Raw genomic sequence first — 17,097 nt, forward strand, 5'->3', positions numbered from 1 at the left:
CCTGACGGCGCTCCCGTGGAGTGAGACTGGTTGGACCGGTTCCGGCTTACGCCGCGGCGACCGGGACCAGCGCGGCGCAGCGCTCGCGGTAGGCCGCTAGCGCCGCCCGCACGTCGTCCAGGTGGTCGCCGCCGAACTTGCGCAGCACGGCATCGGCGAGCACCAGCGCGATCATCGCCTCGCCGACGACGGCCGCCGCCGGGACGACGCAGGAGTCGGTCCGCTCCCGCAGCGCGGCCGCGGCCTCGCCGGTCCCGAGGTCGACCGATCGCAGCGGACGGGTCAGGGTCGGGATCGGCTTCATCGCGCCTCGGATCACGAGCGGCTCGCCGGTCGTCATCCCACCCTCCAGGCCACCCGCGTGGTTCGTGTGGCGCACCAGTCCCGGGAAGATCTCGTCGTGGGCCGCCGATCCCGGGCGCGCCGCCAGCGCGAAGCCGTCCCCGAACTCGACGCCCTTGCACGCCTGGATCGAGCAGACGGCCGCCGCCAGCCGGCCGTCGAGCCGCTCCTCCCAGCTGACGTGGGAGCCGAGGCCGACCGGCAGGCCCAGCACCACGACCTCCCAGACGCCCCCGATCGACTCGTTGGCCTTGCGCTGACGGGTGATGTGATCGACCATCGCCGCCGCCGCCTCCGGGTCGAGGCAGCGGACCGGGCTCTCGTCGACCGCGGCGAAGGCCGCCAGCTCGCGCGGACGCACGTCGGTCGCCACGTCCCCGATCCGGGTCACGTGCGAGCGGACCTCGACGTCGAGCGCTCGCAGCAGCGCCTTGGCGACGGCGCCACCGGCGACTCGTGCCGCCGTCTCCCGCGCGCTCGCGCGTTCGAGCACGTCGCGGACGTCGCGATGGCCGTACTTGAGCAGCCCGGCCAGGTCGGCGTGGCCCGGACGCGGCAGGTGGACCTCGGGGATCTCGGCGTCGACCGGCCAGGGACTCATCCGCTCGGCCCAGTTGCCGTGGTCGCGGTTGGCCACCTGCAGCGCCACCGGCGATCCCAGCGTGCGCCCGTGGCGGACGCCGGCGGTCACCTCGACCCGGTCGCGCTCGATCCGCATCCGACCGCCGCGCCCGTGGCCGAGCTGACGGCGGGCCATGTCCTCGTCGAGCGCCTCGCGGTCGAGCAGCAGCCCGGCCGGCAGGCCCTCGACGATGCAGCTCAGTCCAGGGCCGTGCGACTCGCCGGCGGTCGTCATCCGCAGGCGCACGCCAGCTCCTCGCACGCGAGCCGCGGATCGGGCGCCGCCATCAGGGCCTCGCCCACCAGCACCGCGTCGACGCCGGCCGCGGCCAGCCGTCGCGCGTCGTCGACCCCGCGGATGCCCGACTCGGCCACGACCAGCGCGCCGGCCGGCATCCCGTCGAGCAGTCGGTAGGTGCGCTCGACGTCGATCGAGAAGTCGCGCAGGTCGCGGTTGTTGACCCCGACGATCCGGGCGCCGATGCTGCGGGCGACGTCCAGCTCGACCGCGTCGTGGACCTCGACCAGGACGTCCAGGCCGAGGTCGAGCGCCGCGCCGTGCAGCTCCTCCAGCCGCCGGATCGGCAGCGCGGCCACGATCAGCAGCACCGCCGACGCGCCCGCGGCCCGGGCCTCCAGCAGCTGGTACCGGTCGACGACGAAGTCCTTGCGCAGCAGCGGCAGCCCGCAGACCCAAGCCGCCTCGGTCAGGTCGTCGAGCGCGCCGCCGAAGTGGCGCTCCTCGGTCAGCACCGAGACCGCGGCCGCCCCGCCCCGCTCGTAGTCGCGGACGATCTCGGTCAGCTCGAGATCGACGCGGATCGCCCCACGCGACGGCGAGCGCCGCTTGTGCTCGGCGATCACCGACAGCCCGGGAGCGCAGAGGGCGGCCGCGAACGAGGGCCGCCGCGGCGCCATCAGCGCCCGGGCCTCCAGCTCCGCCGCCGGGATCCGCACCATCCGCGCCCCCAGGTCGGCGGTCGTCGTGCGGATGATCCGGTCGAGGACGCTCATGCCGCCACCCCCGCCCGCGTACGCGCCACGACGCGCTCCAGGACCGCCGCGGCCGCCCCGCTGTCGAGCGACTCGCGAGCCATCGCCCCCGCCTCGGTCAGCGACGACGAGCGCCCGCTGACGTGGATCGTGGCCGCGGCGTTGAGGACCGCGACGTCGCGCGCGTTGCCGGGGGCACCGGCCAGCACGCGCCGCAGGACGTCGGCGTTCTCTCCCGGCTCGCCGCCGGCGACGTCGTCGATCGGCCGGCGGGTCAGGCCGAAGTCCTCGGGCACCAGGGTCCCGTCGCGGACGATCGCCCCGTCGACGATCTCGATCGCCCGCGACGCGCCCTCGAGGCTCAGCTCGTCGGCGCCGTCCTCGCCGCGGACCACGAGCGCGTGCAGCGCCCCCAGCCGGGCCACGGCCCGCGCCACCAGATCGACGCAGCCGGCGTCCGACACGCCGATCACCTGCCGTCGCACGCCGGCCGGGTTCGTCAGCGGGCCGACCAGGTTGAAGATCGTCTGGACCCCGAGCGCACGGCGGACCGGCACCACGTGGCGCATCGCCGGGTGGTGGGCGGGAGCGAACATGAAGCCGAAGCCGGTCGCGTCGATCGACGCCGCGACGCCGTCCGGCGACAGGCCGACCTCGACGCCGAGCGCACGCAGGACGTCCGCCGATCCGGAGCGGCTGGTGCTCGACCGATTGCCGTGCTTCGCCACGCGGCAGCCGGCGCCGGCCGCGATCAGCGCCGCCAGCGTCGACACGTTGAACGTCGAGCGGCCGCCGCCGGTCCCGGCGGTGTCGACGAGGCCGTCCGGGTCGTCCAGGTGCACCGGCGTCGCCAGCTCCCGCATCGCGCGAGCGACGCCGACGACCTCGTCGACGGTCTCGCCACGCCCCCGCAGGGCCATCAGGAAGCCGGCCGTCTGCTCGGGCGCGGCCCGTCCCGACATGATCACGCGCACCGCGGCTCCGGCCTCGCCGGCGGTCAGCTGCTCCTGCCGCGCGAGCCGTCCGAGGACCTCGCGCAGATCGCCACGACTGCTCATGCTGCCTCCAGGAAGTTCTCGAGCAGGCGCTTGCCGTGCTCGGTCAGGATCGACTCGGGGTGGAACTGGACGCCCTCGACCGGCAGCGCGCGGTGGCGGATCGCCATCACGACGCGGACCCCGTCGAGCGTCACGTCGGCACTGCACTCCAGGCACGGCGGCAGAGCGGCGTCGACGACCAGCGAGTGGTAGCGCCCGACGTCGACCGGGCTCGGCAGTCCCCCGAACAGGGAGCGTCCGTCGTGGTCGATCGTGGACGCCTTGCCGTGGGCGGGGACGTGACGCACCACCCGTCCGCCGTAGGCCTGGGCGATCGACTGGTGGCCCAGGCAGACGCCCAGCAGCGGGATCCCCGCCTCGGGGAAGGCCCGGGCGACCTCGACGCTGATGCCCGCCTGATCGGGCGTGCACGGCCCCGGCGAGATGACGGCCCGGTCGTAGCCGCGGGCGAGCAGCTCGCCCGTGGTCGCCGCGTCGTTGCGGACGACGTCGACCTCGCACCCCAGCTCGGCCAGGTACTGGACCAGGTTGTAGGTGAACGAGTCGTAGTTGTCGACCATCAGCACGCGGGTCATGCGGCACCGCCCGCCAGTTCCACGGCGCGGACGACGGCGCGCGCCTTGTCGACGGTCTCGCGGCGCTCCCGCCACGGGATCGAGTCGGCGACGACGCCGGCTCCCGCCTGGACGTGGATCCGGCCGTCGCGGACGACCGCCGTCCGGATCACGATCGCCGTGTCGAGATTGCCGTCGTGGCCGAGCCAGCCGACCGCGCCGCCGTAGGGCCCGCGCTTGACCGGCTCCAGCTCGTCGATGATCTGCATCGCCCTGACCTTCGGCGCGCCGCTGAGAGTGCCGGCGGGGAGCGTGCTGCGCAGCGCGTCGATCGCGTGGACGCCCTTGGACAGGGTCCCGCTCACGCGCGAGACGACGTGCATCACGTGCGAGCAGCGGACCACGTCCATCAGGCGATCGACCCGCACGCTGCCCGGCTCGCAGACCCGGCCGAGGTCGTTGCGGCCGAGGTCGACGAGCATCGTGTGCTCGGCCCGCTCCTTCTCGTCGGCCAGCAGCTCGGCCTCCTGCAGCAGATCCGCCACGGGGTCCGCGCCGCGGGCACGGGTGCCGGCGATCGGCGAGGTCGTCGCGACGCCGTCGCGGACCTGCAGCAGCGGCTCGGGGCTGGCCCCGGAGAGCTGGAAGTCCTCGAAGTCGAGGAAGAACAGGTAGGGCGCGGGGTTGACCGACCGCAGCGCGCGGTGGACGTCGAACGGGTCCCCCTCCAGCGGGGCCGACCAGCGCTGCGATGGCACCACCTGGAACGCGTCCCCGGCCTCGATGTAGCGGGTGCAGCGCTCGACCATCTCGTCGTAGCGCCCCGGCGCGACGCCGTCCCGGAACATCCCGGCCGCCACCCGCGGCGGCCCGCTGGGGCCGGCGCCGGGATCGAGCAGCCGCCCACGGACCTCGGCGATCCTCCGGCAGGCGTCCGCGTGCCCCAGCTCCGGGTCCTCCTCCGGGCGGACCGTGGCCATGATCGTGATCGTGCGGTCGACCGCGTCGAGCGCGACGACGACGTCGGTGACCATCACCGCCAGGTCGGGCAGCCCCAGCTCGTCCGGCGGAGGCGGCCCGAGCGGCTCGACGGCCCGCACGAGGTCGTAGCCGAAGAGCCCGACCGCGCCGCCGCGGAACGGCAGCGGCGGTCCGGCGTCGCGGCTCGCCCGCCCGCTGGCCTCTCGCACCAGTCGATACGGATCGCCCGGGTCGCCGAGGCGCCAGCGCAGCAGCTCGGCGGGGTGGATCCCGATGTAGGCGTGGCGCCCGGTCGGCTGCTCGCCGTCGGCCGGCTCCAGCAGGAACGAGGGGCCGTCCCCACGCAGCCGCTGGTAGGCGGCGGCCGCGGTCAGCTCGTCGTCGAGGAAGGTCGTCCAGACCGTCGCGCACTCTCCGCGGCGCGACGCCTCCCGCACCGCGCCGACGGACGGCTGGACCTCGATCGCCCGTTCGGGCGCCGCCACCGACATCGCCCTAGACCCCGACCGCGACGGGGTTCGCGGTCGCAGGGCGACCGGCGGCGACGGCGACGCGGGCGACCGCCTCCGCGAAGCCGGCGAAGTCGTCGACATGCAGCGACTGGCGGCCGTCGCAGATCGCCAGCTCCGGCTCCGGATGGACCTCGACGATCAGGCCGTCGGCCCCGGCGGCCGCGGCGGCCAGCGCAAGCGGCGTCACCCACTCGCGACGTCCGGCGGCGTGGCTCGGGTCGACGATCACCGGCAGGTGCGTGCGCTCCTTGAGGACCGGGATCGCCGACACGTCGAGGGTGAAGCGGTAGGCCTGCTCGAACGTCCGGATGCCCCGCTCGCAGAGCAGCACGCGTTCGTTGCCACCGTCCAGCACGTACTCCGAGGCGGCCAGCAGCTCGTCGATCGTCGAGGCCTGCCCGCGCTTGAGCAGGACCGGCACGTCGCTGCGGCCGAGCTCGGCCAGCAGCGTGTAGTTCTGCATGTTGCGCGCGCCGATCTGGATCACGTCGGCGTACTCGCGGACGGTCTCGACGTGGCGCGCGTCCATCACCTCGGTCACGACCGGGATCCCGAGCTCGCTGCGAACCTCGGCCAGCATCTGGAGCCCGGCCACCCCGAGGCCCTGGAAGGCATAGGGCGACGTCCGCGGCTTGTACGCGCCCGCTCGGAACATCGTCGCGCCAGCCGCGTCGACCGCCAGCGCGGTCTCGCGCACCTGCTCGGCGGACTCGATCGTGCATGGACCGGCGATCAGGGTGAACGCCTCGCCGCCGACCTGACGCCCGCCGATCCGAAAGACGCTGTCGTGGCCGTTCCTCACCGAGAGCCGATGGTGGGGATGCAGCTGATCCTGGGCCGTGGCCCCGTGCGTGGTCATAAGTTCTCGCTCCGCTTCCTCGTCGCTGATGGTGCGGCCCCTGCCGCCGTTGGTTGAAGTCGAAGACGGCACAGGGACCATCGGCCTTACCCCGACGACGGAAACGCGATGACGACCTGCACTGCCCCCGAGGCGCCACCGGCGCCGCGGCCCGCACCACCGCTCGGCGGACGCTTCGTCCCCGAGCCGCTGGTGCCGGCGCTCGACCGGCTGGAGCACGAGTGGCGCGCCGCGCGCGAGGACCGCGCCTTCCGTGCCGAGCTGGCCGCCCTGCTGGCGCGCTACGCCGGGCGACCGACCCCGCTCCAGCCGGCCGACCGCTTCAGCGAGCTCGCCGGCCACCCGGTCCTGCTCAAGCGCGAGGACCTCCTCCACACCGGTGGGCACAAGATCACCAACACGCTCGGCCAGGCCCTGTTCGCCCGCCGCCTCGGCTTCCGCCGGCTGATCGCGGAGACCGGCTCGGGGCAGCACGGCATCGCGACGGCGACCGCCGCCGCCAAGCTCGGCCTCGCCTGCACGATCCACGTGGCGCGGGCCCCGTCGCGGGTCGCGGTCGACCAGATGCGGCTGCTCGGCGCCGACGTGCGCCCGGTCGCCGGTCCCGACGACGGGGTCCGCAGCGCCTTCGCCCAGGCGATGCGCGACTGGATGGCTGACACAGAGGGCTCGTACTTCCTGCCCGGTTCGTGCGTCGGGCCGGCGCCGCTGCCGTCGATCGTGGGGGATCTCCAGTCGGTGATCGGCGACGAGACCCGGGAGCAGTTGCGGACCGACGGGCGACGCCCGGCCAGGATCGTGGCCTGCGTCGGGGGTGGCGCCAACGCCTGGGGCATCTTCTCGGCGTTCCTCGACGACGACGTCGAGCTGGTCGGCGTCGAGGCCGGCGACGTCTGGACGGCACCGCTGACCACCGGAGCGCGCGGCGGCATCCTCCACGGGGCGCGGATCCCGCTGATCCGCGACCGCGACGGCCACGCGGTGCCGCGACGCTCGATCGCCGAGGGCCTGCGCTACCCGGGGGCGGGGCCGCAACACGGCCGGCTGCGCGACAGCGGCCGGGCGCACTACGTGGCGATCGACGACCATCGCGCCCTCGCCGCCTACCGGGCGTTCGCGCGCTGCGAGGGGATCCTGCCCGCGATCGAGGCGGCCCACGCCCTGGCCTGGGTCGCCGACCACCCGTCGGCGCTGACGGTGATCTGCCTCTCCGGGCGGGGAGAGAAGGACCTGGCCCTGATCGCGGCGGCCTCATGAGCGGCGCGGAGCGGCTGGCGGCCGCGATCCACGGCGCGCCGGGACGCGCCGCGCTCGGCACCTTCGTGGTCGGGGGCTTCCCGACGGTCGAGCTGAGCGGCGCGGCGGCCGCTGCCTCGGCCGCCGCCGGCGCGGCGTTCGTCGAAATCGGCCTGCCCTCGCGCGACCCGACCGCCGACGGCCCCGCGATCGAGTCGGCGGGACGCGCGGCGCTCCATCGCGGCGCGTCGGTCGACGGGATCCTGGACGCGGTGGCGGTCGTCTCGGCCGCCGTCCCGGTGGTCGTCATGTGCTACGCGAGCGCGGTCTACGCCCGCGGCCCGGAGCGCTTCGTCGCCGCGCTGCGGCGGGCCGGGGCCTGCGGCCTGATCGTGGCCGACCTCCCGGTCGACGCCGCCCGCGAGGTTCAGAACGCCTGTCGGCGCTACGGGATCGGCTGGGTGCCGATCGTCGCCGGGTCGACGCCCCCGGGGCGCCTCCACGCCGCCTGCGCCACCGCCGGCGGCTTCGTCTACGTCGCGCAAGCGGGCGGCGTCACCGGCGAGCGCGGCGCGATGCCCGACTCGACGGCACCGACCGTCGCCCGCGTCCGCGAGATGACCGAGTTGCCGATCGCGGTCGGGTTCGGGGTGTCGACGCGCGAGCACGTCCGCGCCGTCGCCGACGCGGGGGCCGACGGGGTGATCGTCGGCAGCCGCGTGGTGCGGGCCATCCAGGAGCACGACGACCCGGTCGCGGCCGTCGCCGCGACGACGCGGGACCTGGTCGCCGGCCTGGCCGTCGCCCCGGCCGGCTGAGCGCGACGTTCGTCGAGCGGCAGCCGTAAGTCCGGCGCCGCTCGACGGTTGTCCCTCCGTGACCGAAACCTCTGCGCTCGACGCCCGCCGCGACCAGCTGCCGAACGCCGCCGACGGCACCGCCCGCCCCGCGGTCGACGCCACCCCGCCCTGGCCGATCGAGGTCGTCGACGGCGTCGCCGTCACGACGATGACCGGCACGCCGGCGAACTGCCAGAACGAGGCCTTCTACGCCGCGTTGCACGCGACCCTCGACCGCCTCGACGACGAGCACCGAGACCGGCCCGTCGTGCTCACCGGGGAGGGGCGATCGTTCTCGGCCGGCCTCGACGTGCGCTACGTCGGCGAGCTGTTCCGCGACGGCGACCACGACGCCCTGCTGGCGTGGAAGGATCGCTACTTCGCGACCAACCTCCGTCTCTTCGCCCTCGATCGTCCCCTGGTGGCCGCCGTGAACGGACACGCCTACGCCGGCGGGCTCATCACCGCTCTCTGCGCCGACCTGCGGATCGGCGCCCGCGGTCCGGCCCGGTTCGCCCTCAACGAGGTGCCGATCGGGATCCCGATGCCGCGCACCTACCTGGAGCTGCTGGCGAGCGCGATCGGCTGGCCCACCGCCTCGCGCCTGTCGCTGCTGGGGACCGAGCTCGACGTCGAGGCCGCCCACCGGATCGGGGTCCTGGACGAGGTCTGCGACCCAGCCGCGCTGGTCTCCCGGGCGATCGCCGAGGCAGCGCGGCTGGCGGGCGGCTCGCTGCCCGCGTTCCGGTTCACCAAGCGCGCGGTCCGGGCGCCGGTGCTCGGACGGATGCACGAGGCGGCCGCGGGCGCCGACCGCGCGTTCGTCGACGTCGTCCGCTCACCCGAGTCGCGGCGGGCGATCGAGCGGCTGCTCGCGACCCTCGACGCCCGCGCCACCGGCACCACATGCTCCCGCTGACCGAGCGCGACCGCGAGCTGGCGCTGCTCCGCGAGCGGATCGATCGCCTGGCCCGCGACCGCCGCGGCGGCGCCGTGCTGGTGACCGGCCCGCCCGGGGTCGGCAAGACCGCGCTGCTGGAGGCGGCAGGCGACCGCGCCGCGCTGGCCGGCGTGGACATCGCGGGCGTGGCCGGCCGCGAGATCGAGCAGACCCTGGCGCTGGGCGTCGTGGAGCGCCTGATCGGTCCGGTCGTCGACGCCCGCGGGGCCGTTGCCGGCGGGCCGACGCTGGCGGCGCTCGCCGATCAGGGCCACGACGATCACGTGCGCGCCGCCAGCGCCATCAGCCGGCTGCTCGAGGGGCTCGTGGCCGAGCGGCCGCTGGTCGCCTGCGTCGACGACCTCCAGTGGGCGGACGACGAGTCGGTCGAGGTCCTCTGCTGGCTGCTCGAGGAGTGGGCCGGCGAGGTGCCGGTGCTGTTCGTCCTCGGCCTGCGCGACGGTGACGCGACCGCGACGGTCGCCGAGCGGATCGGCGCCGCGGGCGCGGATCGCCTGCGTCCCCTGCCGCTGTCGGCCACGGGCGTCGGCATCCTGCTCGCCGGCCACGGCGCCGCCGTCGACGAGCGCACCGTCCGCGAGCTTCGGGCGCGCACCAACGGCGTCCCGTTCTTCGTCGTCGAGCTGGCCCGCCACCTGGGTGGCGCCGGCCAGGCGGACGGCATACCGGCGACCGTCCAGGAGGCGATCGGTCGGCGGCTGGCGGCACTCGACGGCGACGCGCTCGCGACCATCCGGATGCTCGCCGTCCTCGACGTCGCCGAGCCAGCCGTCGTCGCCGAGGCGATGGCGCGCCCGCTGCCCACAGTCGAGGCGGCCGGCCAGCGGCTCCGCCACCACGGCCTGCTGGACGACAGCGGCGCGTTCGAGCATCCGCTCGTGCGCGAGGCGATCCATGCCGGGATCCCCCCGTCGACCCGGACTGTCCTCCACGGCCGCGCGGCGCGCGCGCTGCTGGCCCGCGGCGACCGGCGTGGCGCCGCCGTCCACGCGCTCGCATCGGCTCCGACCGGGGACGCGGCGATCGTCGCCGCGCTGCGGGCGGAAGCGGCCGCGGCACGCCGCGACGGGAGCGCCGAGCACGCGATCCGGCTGCTGCGACGGGCGATCGAGGAGCCGCCAGGCCACGAGGCGCTCGCCGAGCTGTTCGAGGAGCTCGCCGACCTCCTGATCGGCCTCGGCCACTTCGACGAGGCGGTCGCCGCCGCGCGCCGGCTGCGGGGGCTCGACGGCGACGGTCGCGGGACGCACGCGTTCCGGGCCGAGCTGCTCGAGGCCCGAGCGCTGACCGCGTCCGGCCGGGCCGCACTCGCCCTCCCGCGGCTGCGACGGCTGCTCGGCGATCGGCAGCGGTCGTGGGCTCCCGAGGAGCGGCTCGAGGCCGAGGCGCTGCTGACCACCGCGGCGGCCGTCACGCTGCCGGGATTCGGCGGCTGGACCCCGGCCGAGATCACCCCCTACGAGGAGGCGTTCGCCGTCGCCCCGATGCTCGCGTGGAGCACCCTCGGCATGCGGGCGCGCTACGAGTACCTGGTGCACGGCGACCGGGCGACCGTCGTCGATCTCTCGCGCCGCGGCCTGGTCCCGCCCGCCGACGCGGCGATGAGCCCGATCGTGACCGTCCACATGAGCCTCGGAGCGACCGGCCTGGTCGCCTGCGGGCTCCCACACGAGGCGCTCGCGCTGCTCTCCCCCGAGCTCGACCGAACCCGGGCCACCTGCTCGCGCCTGGCCGTCGCGCTGCTGCTGGTCGGACAGGCGACGGCCCGCTTCGCCGTCGGCGACCTGCGCCGCTGCGAGGAGGAGGTCACCGAGTTCCGCCAGCTCCCCGGCGCCCCGCAGTGGGACACGATGATGTTGCCGCTGCTCTGTCAGTGCCTGCGCGAGCAGGGGCGCTACGACGAGGCAGAGGCCGCGGTGACGGCAGTCCTCGACGACAGCGACCCGCAGCACCGTGCCCGGGCACGGCACGCCCACGGCCAGCTGCTGCTCGCCCGCGGCGCCGATCACGAGGCGCTGCAGACCTTCGACGGGATCCGCGCCGACGAGCAGCGCGACCCGGCGCTTGCGGTCCCCCACCGGACCTGGCGAGGCGGCGCCGCCCTGGCGCTCCTGCGGCTCGGCCGGGTCGACGAGGCCCGGGCCCTGGCCGCGGAGCACCTGGAGCACGCCGCCTGGTGGGACGCGGCGCCGCTGATCGGCGAGGCCCACCGCGTGATGGGCGAGGTGGCCGGCGATCCCGCGATCGTCGAGCGGGCGCTGCCGACCCTCGAGCAGCACGGGATCCACCTGGAGCTGGCCCACTGCCTGTTCGCCGCCGGCCGGCTCCACCGCCGGGCCGGCCGCCGCAGCGTCGCGGCCGACCGGATCGACGAGGCCCTGCGGATCGCACGTCGCTGCGGCGCGCACGCGCTCGTCGACGCCGCGTCGTCGGAGCTGGCGGTCCTGCGCAGCCGCCCGCAGCCACTGGCCTTCAGCGGGCTCGACGCGCTGACGGCGGCCGAGCGGCGAGTGGCCCGCCTGGCCGTCGAGGGGCTGACCAGCGAGCGGATCGCCGGGACGCTGTTCGTCAGCAGGCGGACGGTCGAGAACCACCTCGGGCGCGCCTACCGCAAGCTCGACGTCGCCGGTCGCGAGGAGCTGCGGGCGCGACTGGCGGAGGGGGCGTTCGTCGACGCCGGCGGGCGCTCGTGACGTCGCAGTCGCTGGGCCGGCCGCGACGTCACGCGGGGCCCGAGCGCTCCCCGTCGCGCAGCGCCCGCTCGAGCTCGGTCCGCGATCGAACGCCGAGCCGCCGGTAGATCCTGCCGAGCTGGTTCTCGACCGACTTCGGCCGCACCACCAGCCGCTCCGCGACCTCGCGGTTGGAGAGCCCGGCCACGACCAGGTCCACGATCCGCCGCTCGGCCGGCGTCAGGCCAAGCGGATCGTCATCGCGCGCGCTGCGGCGCCCGCCCGCCTCTCGCAGGGCATCCTCGACCAGCCGCACCCGGCGCGGGTGGCGCGCGAGCTCGAGGCCGTCGCGCGCCGCCCGCAGGTGATGACGGGCCCGGTCCGCGTCCCCGGCCCACAGGGCGGCCAGGCCGAGCGCGTGCTCGACCGTCGCCCGCAGGTAGGGCGTGGTCGCCGGGTCGAGCGCGGGCGGCGCGACCGGCAGCCCGGCCAACCGTGCCTCGGCCGCGGCCCGCGCTCGCTCTCCCGGCGCGCCCCAGGACTCGGCGGCCGCGTGGTGGGCATCCGCGAGCTCGCGGGCCGCGTCGTCATCCCCGCGCTCGATCGCGATCCGTGCCGCCTCCGTCCGCCACGGCGACGCGGGGCTGAAGGCGATTCCGGCCTCGGCGTCGGCGCGACCGACCTCGTGGAAGGTCGCCCAGGCGTCGTCGCGACGGCCCTCGGCCCGCTCGACCAGGCCACGAGCGTGCAGCAGCGGGTTGGTCAGCGCCGTCGGCGGCAACGGGAACGCCACCCCCGCCTGGTCCAGCTCGGTGCGCGCCTGCACGACCAGGTCCAGCTCCAGCAGCGCCCGAACGCGGCAGGCAAGGGCCATGAACCCGAGGCTCGCCAGCGGCCCGGTCAGCTCGAGCGCCTCGCCGGCCCGCTCCGCCGCCACGGCGAAGTCGCCTTCGACCAGGGCGTCGTAGGAGCGCAGCATCAGCAGGCCGGAGGTGCCGAAGAGCGCGTTGAGGTCGCGGGCCGCGTCCTCCCAGGCCGCCAGCGCCTCGCTGATGAACGGCCGATCGTCCGCCAGCAGCAGCGCGAACGACGCGTAGTAGCCGGAGTTGCGGACGAGGAAGCTCTCGATCGGCCCGTGCCCGTGCCCCAGGCCACGGCGAGCGAGCGAGATCACCACGTCCCGCGGCTCGCCCGCGACGAACGCGCGCCAGGCGAGGATCGACAGCAGCTGCTGCTCGCCGTCGGTCCGCCCCTCGAGGTCGCGATGGCGATCGACCGCCGGGTCGACGGCACCCGGGCGCAGGAGCAGCTGGTCGGCGAGCAGGCACGACTCGGCGACCAGCGCCGTGTCCGGGGAGACGTGCGCGACGCTGGCGGCGTGGACGCGCTCGAAGGCGGGCAGCGCAGCGTCGATCGTGTCGGCGTGCGAGGTCATCATCGTGTTGCGCTCGATCGCCCACCGCAGACGGGTCTCCTCGTCCTGGGCCCCGGCTATCGCGCGCTCCATCTCCGCCGACGCCCGGACCGCGTCGCCGGTCTGCCAGTGGGCCATCGCCAGCAGAGCGTGGAGGACCGCCTCGTCGTCCCGGTCGATCCCCTCGTCGAGCGCCCGCCGCAGGTACCGGACCGCCGTCTCCGGGGCGCCCGCCAACAGATCGTCGTGACCGGCCCGGATCAGCACGTCCCGCGCCCAGGGCGCGCGCCCGGGTCGGGTCGCCAGCACGTGCGCGGCGGCCTCGCGAGCCGGCTCGGCCCGCGCGACGAACCGCCGAGCGGCCAGTTCGTGGAGCGCCTGCCGCTGCCGCAGGCCGATCGCGTCGTAGAGCGCGGACCGCAGGATCGGGTGACGAAAGCCGCCATCGGCCGCCGAGAGCAGCCCCACGTGGCCGAGCCCATCGAGGGCGTGGGCGACCTCGTCGACGCCGATCCCGGCCAGTGCCGCCAGATCGTCGATCCGCGCGCCCGGACCGAGCACCGCGACGGCCTCGGCGACCGCGGCCGCTTCGGGGCCGACGCTCTCGGCACGGGTGAGGATGTGGGCGACGAAGCGGTCGAGCCCGCCCTCCAGCAGCGCCAGGCCGGCGTCGGTGCCCTGCTGCCGGCGGGTCCGCAGCTCGGCGACGATCTCGATCGTGAGGAACGGGTTGCCGCCGGTCAGCTCGTGGCAGTGGCGCGCGAGGCCGTCGCTCGCCGGGCTCCGCAGGCCCGAGGCGACGATCGACCGGGTCGCTCGCTCGCTGAGCGGCCCGAGGTCCAGCAGCCGGGCTCCGGCGCGGCCGCAGAGCTCGGCGATCGGCGCGGTCCGCTGCTCGGCGTGCCCCTCGTGGAGCGCCACCACCAGCACCAGCGCGCGGCGGTCGATCCGATGGGCGAGCAGCGCCAGCCAGCGCTGGGTCGGTTCGTCGACCGCCTGCAGGTCGTCGACGACGAGCGCCAGCGGCCGGTGGTCGGCGACCTCGAGCACGTACTCCGTCAGGCCGCGGGCGACGACCTGCGCGCCCTCGCCGAGCATCACGGTCGGCGGAGCCTCCTCCGGTGCGGCGGCGCCGGTCAGCACCCGCCACGCCGCGACCGCGCGCGCCGAGCTCGGGGCCCGCTGGGCGCGCGCGTCGACGGCCGCGATCAGCTCGCGCGCCGCCGCGTATCCGACGGCCGTGCGCGTCGGTACCCCGACCGTCGAGGCGACGACCATCCCGGCCGCCTCGGCCTGGTGGCGGTAGGCCGTCAGGAGGCTCGATCGGCCAATGCCGGACGGTCCCCGGAGCACCACGAGAGCGCCGCCCGCGCCTCCGGTCGCGGCCCGGTTCGCGGCGTCCAGGGCCGCCAGCTCGCGCTCGCGCTCGAGCAGCCGACCGGGGCCCCACGAAGCCGGGCGACCACCGTCCTCCCCCTGCTGACCCATCTCGCTGCGCAGCGTAGCGGCCGGCAGACCCGATCCGGGACGCCCGGCGGCGCCGCGACGCCCCGCTCAGACCGCGACCGGCTCCAGCACCGTGACCAGGTTGCGGCGCGCCCGGTGCAGGATCTGGGCGACGTTGTTGGCGTTGGTGTCGACCCGGTTGGCGATCTGGGTGTAGGACAGGTCCCCGGCGACGCGCAGCACCATCACCTCGGCCTGGCGCGGAGGGATCCGGGCCAGCGCCGCGACCAGGTCTCCGCGCAGCTCGGCCGAGAGCGCGCGCCGCTCCGGGTCGTGGCGCGGGTCGAGGCTGACGGGGTCGCCGGCGCGGTCTCCCGCCTCGGCGAGCGCGTCGAGGCTGACCACCGCCCGCCGCCGCCGCAGCAGGTCGCAACAGGCGTTGCGGGCGGTCGCGAAGACGTAGGTCCGGACAGCGTCGGGATCGTCGCGGACCGCTGGCGCCCGCCGCAGCAGGTTGAGGAACGTCTCCTGGGTCGCGTCCTCCGCGGCGGCCGGGCACCCCAGCATGCGTTGGCAGAACGCCTGGACGCGCGTGGCATACGCGTCGAAGAGCTCCGTGATGTCCTGCGCCGTCAGCTGCCTGGATGCCATGAGGGTCCGCCTCTCCCGTGCGAGTACGGACCCGATGCTGCGCCCCGGCAGCGGTTTCCTCATGAGGCGCCGACCCCCCACTTAGAGCGGGGCCCCAGGCACGTTGGAGGGGTGCGCTACCCAGCCGCCACCAGCGGCCGCGCCCGCGCCGTCCGGGCCAGGTGGCGCGAGATCACCAACCGCTGGATCTGGTTGGTGCCCTCGAAGATCTGCATCACCTTCGCCTCGCGCATCAGCCGCTCGACCGGGAAGTCCCTGGTGTAGCCGTAGCCGCCGAGCACCTGGACGGCGTCGGTCGTGACCCGCATCGCCGCGTCCGTCGCCACCAGCTTGGCGACCGACGCCTGGCGGCTGAACGGCAGGCCGCGGTCGCGGCGGCGGGCCGCCTCGAGCACCGTCGCCCGGGCCGACTCGACCGCCGCCGCCATGTCGGCCAGCAGGAAGCCGAGGCCCTGGTGGTCGATGATCGGCTTGCCGAAGGTCTCGCGCTGCTGGGCGTAGGCGACGGAGTGGTCGAGCGCCGCCTGGGCGACGCCGACGGCGACGGCCGCGATCCCGAGCCGCCCGCTGTCGAGGGCCTCGAGGGCGATCGGCAGCCCGTCGCCCTCGTCGCCGATCCGCCGCTGCTCGGCGACCTCGACGTCGTCGTAGACCACGGTCGCGGTCGTCGACCCGGTCAGGCCCATCTTGGCCTCGGGCGCCTCGGCGCTGAGCCCGGCGGCGTCGCCCGGGACCAGGAAGCAGCTGATTCCGCGCGAGCGATCCTCGGCCGTACGGGCGAAGAGGGTGTAGAAGTCGGCCTCGCCGCCGTGCGTGACCCAGGCCTTGCTGCCGCGGACCCGGTAGCCGCCCGGGGTCCGCGCGGCCGCCGTCCGCAGCGCCGCGGCGTCCGATCCGGCCTGGGCCTCCGACAGGCAGTAGCCGCCGAGCAGCTCGCCCGAGAGCAGCGACGGCAGCCACCGCTCGCGCTGCTCGTCGCTGCCGCGCGTCGCCAGCGGGTAGCAGGACATCACGTGGACGCTGACGCCGACCGCGACGCTCGACCAGGCGCTCGCCAGCTCCTCGAGCGCCTGCAGGTAGACCTCGTAGGGCAGGCCGCCCCCGCCGACGTCCTCGCCGTAGGGCATCGCCAGCAGGCCCAGCTCGCCGAGATGGCGGAAGACCTCGCGCGGGAAGGCCGCGTCGGCCTCCGCCCGGGCGGCGCGCGGCGCCAGCTCCGACGCGGCGACGTCGCGGGCCATCGCAACGACGGCCTCGGCTTCGGGCGAGGGAAGGAGACGCTCAGCCGGCATGCCATGAGAGTACCAGCCACAGTACCCAGGTACTGGTGCTGGGATCAGCACGTTAACCTCGCGTGGTGGCCCCGACCGCGACCGAACGGCACCTCGAGCTGCTGGACGACCTCGTCGAGCTCTTCCTCGCCGAGGGCTTCGCCTCGTTCACGCTCGGCGACCTGGCGACCCGCCTGCGCTGCTCGAAGACCACCCTCTACGCGCTCGGCCGCAACAAGGAGCAGCTGACCGCGGGCGCCGTCCGCCACTTCTTCCGCACCGCGACCGCCTTCGTCGAGGAGCGAACGGCCGCCCAGGACGATCCCGCCGAGCGGATCGTCGTCTACCTGCGAGCGGTCGCCGACGCCCTGCGACCGGCCTCGGCCCAGTTCATGGCCGACCTGGCCGATCACCCCGCCGCGGCCGAGGTCTACGAGCGCAACACCGCCGCGGCCGCCGAGCGGGTCCGGCGGCTGATCGCCGAGGGCGTCGACGCGGGCGACTTCCGGGCCGTCCACGCGGCGTTCGTCGCCGACACCGTCGCGGCCACGATGACCCGGATCCAGAGCGGCGCCGTCCTGCGCAACACCGGGCTGCACGACGCCGAGGCCTACGAGGAGCTGGCCGCGCTGGTGCTCGGCGGCGTCCGCCGCTGAGGTGCCCCGAGGCGACCCCAGGTCGCCGTAG

Annotated in this window: 14 protein-coding genes; 5 read left to right on the top strand and 9 right to left on the bottom strand. The window is 75.5% G+C overall.

Features of this window, described 5'->3' with window-relative positions:
* Positions 1 to 46: 46 nt before the first annotated feature.
* From aroC to aroF, 6 genes are read right to left on the bottom strand one after another with little or no spacing between them, the layout of a single operon-like run.
* The gene (aroC, locus tag PAI11_RS20415) at positions 47 to 1,210 is read right to left on the bottom strand and encodes a chorismate synthase (protein WP_007578314.1); all 1,164 of its coding nucleotides are present in this window, start codon (positions 1,208 to 1,210) and stop codon (positions 47 to 49) included.
* Positions 1,195 to 1,977 (bottom strand): indole-3-glycerol phosphate synthase TrpC, encoded by a 783-nt coding sequence (gene trpC / locus PAI11_RS20420; protein WP_007578315.1) that lies wholly within the window; start codon positions 1,975 to 1,977, stop codon positions 1,195 to 1,197. Before trpC ends, aroC begins: the two co-directional genes overlap by 16 nt.
* Positions 1,974 to 3,014: an anthranilate phosphoribosyltransferase gene (gene trpD / locus PAI11_RS20425; RefSeq protein ID WP_007578316.1), complete on the bottom strand. Its 1,041-nt coding sequence runs from the start codon at positions 3,012 to 3,014 to the stop codon at positions 1,974 to 1,976. The genes trpC and trpD overlap by 4 nt, the downstream gene beginning before the upstream one ends.
* A complete protein-coding gene (locus tag PAI11_RS20430) occupies positions 3,011 to 3,589 on the bottom strand; it encodes an anthranilate synthase component II (RefSeq protein WP_007578317.1) in 579 nt (192 codons plus the stop codon). The genes trpD and PAI11_RS20430 overlap by 4 nt, the downstream gene beginning before the upstream one ends.
* On the bottom strand, positions 3,586 to 5,040 hold the full coding sequence (locus tag PAI11_RS20435) for an anthranilate synthase component I family protein (protein WP_081488553.1): 1,455 nt from the start codon (positions 5,038 to 5,040) through the stop codon (positions 3,586 to 3,588). The genes PAI11_RS20430 and PAI11_RS20435 overlap by 4 nt, the downstream gene beginning before the upstream one ends.
* A gap of 4 nt (positions 5,041 to 5,044) precedes the next feature.
* Positions 5,045 to 5,863, bottom strand: coding sequence for a 3-deoxy-7-phosphoheptulonate synthase (gene aroF / locus PAI11_RS20440; RefSeq protein WP_244406576.1), 819 nt, complete (start codon positions 5,861 to 5,863; stop codon positions 5,045 to 5,047).
* A gap of 165 nt (positions 5,864 to 6,028) precedes the next feature.
* Between aroF and PAI11_RS20445 the strand changes: the two genes are divergently transcribed.
* Genes PAI11_RS20445 through PAI11_RS20460 form a run of 4 tightly spaced genes read left to right on the top strand, consistent with a single transcriptional unit; the run spans position 6,029 to position 11,649 of the window.
* The gene (locus PAI11_RS20445) at positions 6,029 to 7,177 is read left to right on the top strand and encodes a pyridoxal-phosphate dependent enzyme (RefSeq protein WP_007578320.1); all 1,149 of its coding nucleotides are present in this window, start codon (positions 6,029 to 6,031) and stop codon (positions 7,175 to 7,177) included.
* A complete protein-coding gene (gene trpA, locus PAI11_RS20450; protein WP_007578321.1) occupies positions 7,174 to 7,974 on the top strand; it encodes a tryptophan synthase subunit alpha in 801 nt (266 codons plus the stop codon). Before PAI11_RS20445 ends, trpA begins: the two co-directional genes overlap by 4 nt.
* A 58-nt stretch (positions 7,975 to 8,032) precedes the next feature.
* A complete protein-coding gene (locus PAI11_RS20455; RefSeq protein ID WP_007578322.1) occupies positions 8,033 to 8,914 on the top strand; it encodes an enoyl-CoA hydratase/isomerase family protein in 882 nt (293 codons plus the stop codon).
* Positions 8,902 to 11,649 carry an ATP-binding protein gene (locus PAI11_RS20460; RefSeq protein ID WP_007578323.1) on the top strand — a complete coding sequence of 916 codons (2,748 nt, stop codon included), beginning with the start codon at positions 8,902 to 8,904 and terminating at the stop codon, positions 11,647 to 11,649. Before PAI11_RS20455 ends, PAI11_RS20460 begins: the two co-directional genes overlap by 13 nt.
* Before the next feature lie 28 nt (positions 11,650 to 11,677).
* Here the strand turns inward: PAI11_RS20460 and PAI11_RS28370 are convergent, their stop codons facing one another.
* The 3 genes from PAI11_RS28370 to PAI11_RS20475 form a co-directional block, all read right to left on the bottom strand.
* A complete protein-coding gene (locus PAI11_RS28370) occupies positions 11,678 to 14,530 on the bottom strand; it encodes an ATP-binding protein (RefSeq protein WP_007578324.1) in 2,853 nt (950 codons plus the stop codon).
* Between the two features lie 66 nt (positions 14,531 to 14,596).
* Positions 14,597 to 15,139, bottom strand: coding sequence for an RNA polymerase sigma factor (locus tag PAI11_RS20470; protein WP_050897336.1), 543 nt, complete (start codon positions 15,137 to 15,139; stop codon positions 14,597 to 14,599).
* A 116-nt stretch (positions 15,140 to 15,255) separates the two neighbouring features.
* Positions 15,256 to 16,431 (bottom strand): acyl-CoA dehydrogenase family protein, encoded by a 1,176-nt coding sequence (locus PAI11_RS20475; protein WP_007578326.1) that lies wholly within the window; start codon positions 16,429 to 16,431, stop codon positions 15,256 to 15,258.
* 62 nt (positions 16,432 to 16,493) lie between these two features.
* On the opposite strand from PAI11_RS20475, the gene PAI11_RS20480 reads away from it, so the two are divergent.
* Positions 16,494 to 17,066: a TetR/AcrR family transcriptional regulator gene (locus PAI11_RS20480; RefSeq protein ID WP_007578327.1), complete on the top strand. Its 573-nt coding sequence runs from the start codon at positions 16,494 to 16,496 to the stop codon at positions 17,064 to 17,066.
* Positions 17,067 to 17,097: the final 31 nt, after the last annotated feature.

Source organism: Patulibacter medicamentivorans, assembly GCF_000240225.1.
GTDB lineage: Bacteria > Actinomycetota > Thermoleophilia > Solirubrobacterales > Solirubrobacteraceae > Patulibacter > Patulibacter medicamentivorans.

What these genes read in the sequence shown, in the direction of transcription:
- PAI11_RS20475 (WP_007578326.1), bottom strand. Translation starts at nt 16,431, where the DNA reads ATGCCGGCTGAGCGTCTCCTTCCCTCGCCCGAAGCCGAGGCCGTCGTT.
- trpA (WP_007578321.1), top strand. Translation starts at nt 7,174, where the DNA reads ATGAGCGGCGCGGAGCGGCTGGCGGCCGCGATCCACGGCGCGCCGGGA.
- PAI11_RS20460 (WP_007578323.1), top strand. Translation starts at nt 8,902, where the DNA reads ATGCTCCCGCTGACCGAGCGCGACCGCGAGCTGGCGCTGCTCCGCGAG.
- PAI11_RS28370 (WP_007578324.1), bottom strand. Translation starts at nt 14,530, where the DNA reads ATGGGTCAGCAGGGGGAGGACGGTGGTCGCCCGGCTTCGTGGGGCCCC.
- PAI11_RS20430 (WP_007578317.1), bottom strand. Translation starts at nt 3,589, where the DNA reads ATGACCCGCGTGCTGATGGTCGACAACTACGACTCGTTCACCTACAAC.
- PAI11_RS20470 (WP_050897336.1), bottom strand. Translation starts at nt 15,139, where the DNA reads ATGGCATCCAGGCAGCTGACGGCGCAGGACATCACGGAGCTCTTCGAC.
- trpC (WP_007578315.1), bottom strand. Translation starts at nt 1,977, where the DNA reads ATGAGCGTCCTCGACCGGATCATCCGCACGACGACCGCCGACCTGGGG.
- PAI11_RS20445 (WP_007578320.1), top strand. Translation starts at nt 6,029, where the DNA reads ATGACGACCTGCACTGCCCCCGAGGCGCCACCGGCGCCGCGGCCCGCA.
- PAI11_RS20435 (WP_081488553.1), bottom strand. Translation starts at nt 5,040, where the DNA reads ATGTCGGTGGCGGCGCCCGAACGGGCGATCGAGGTCCAGCCGTCCGTC.
- trpD (WP_007578316.1), bottom strand. Translation starts at nt 3,014, where the DNA reads ATGAGCAGTCGTGGCGATCTGCGCGAGGTCCTCGGACGGCTCGCGCGG.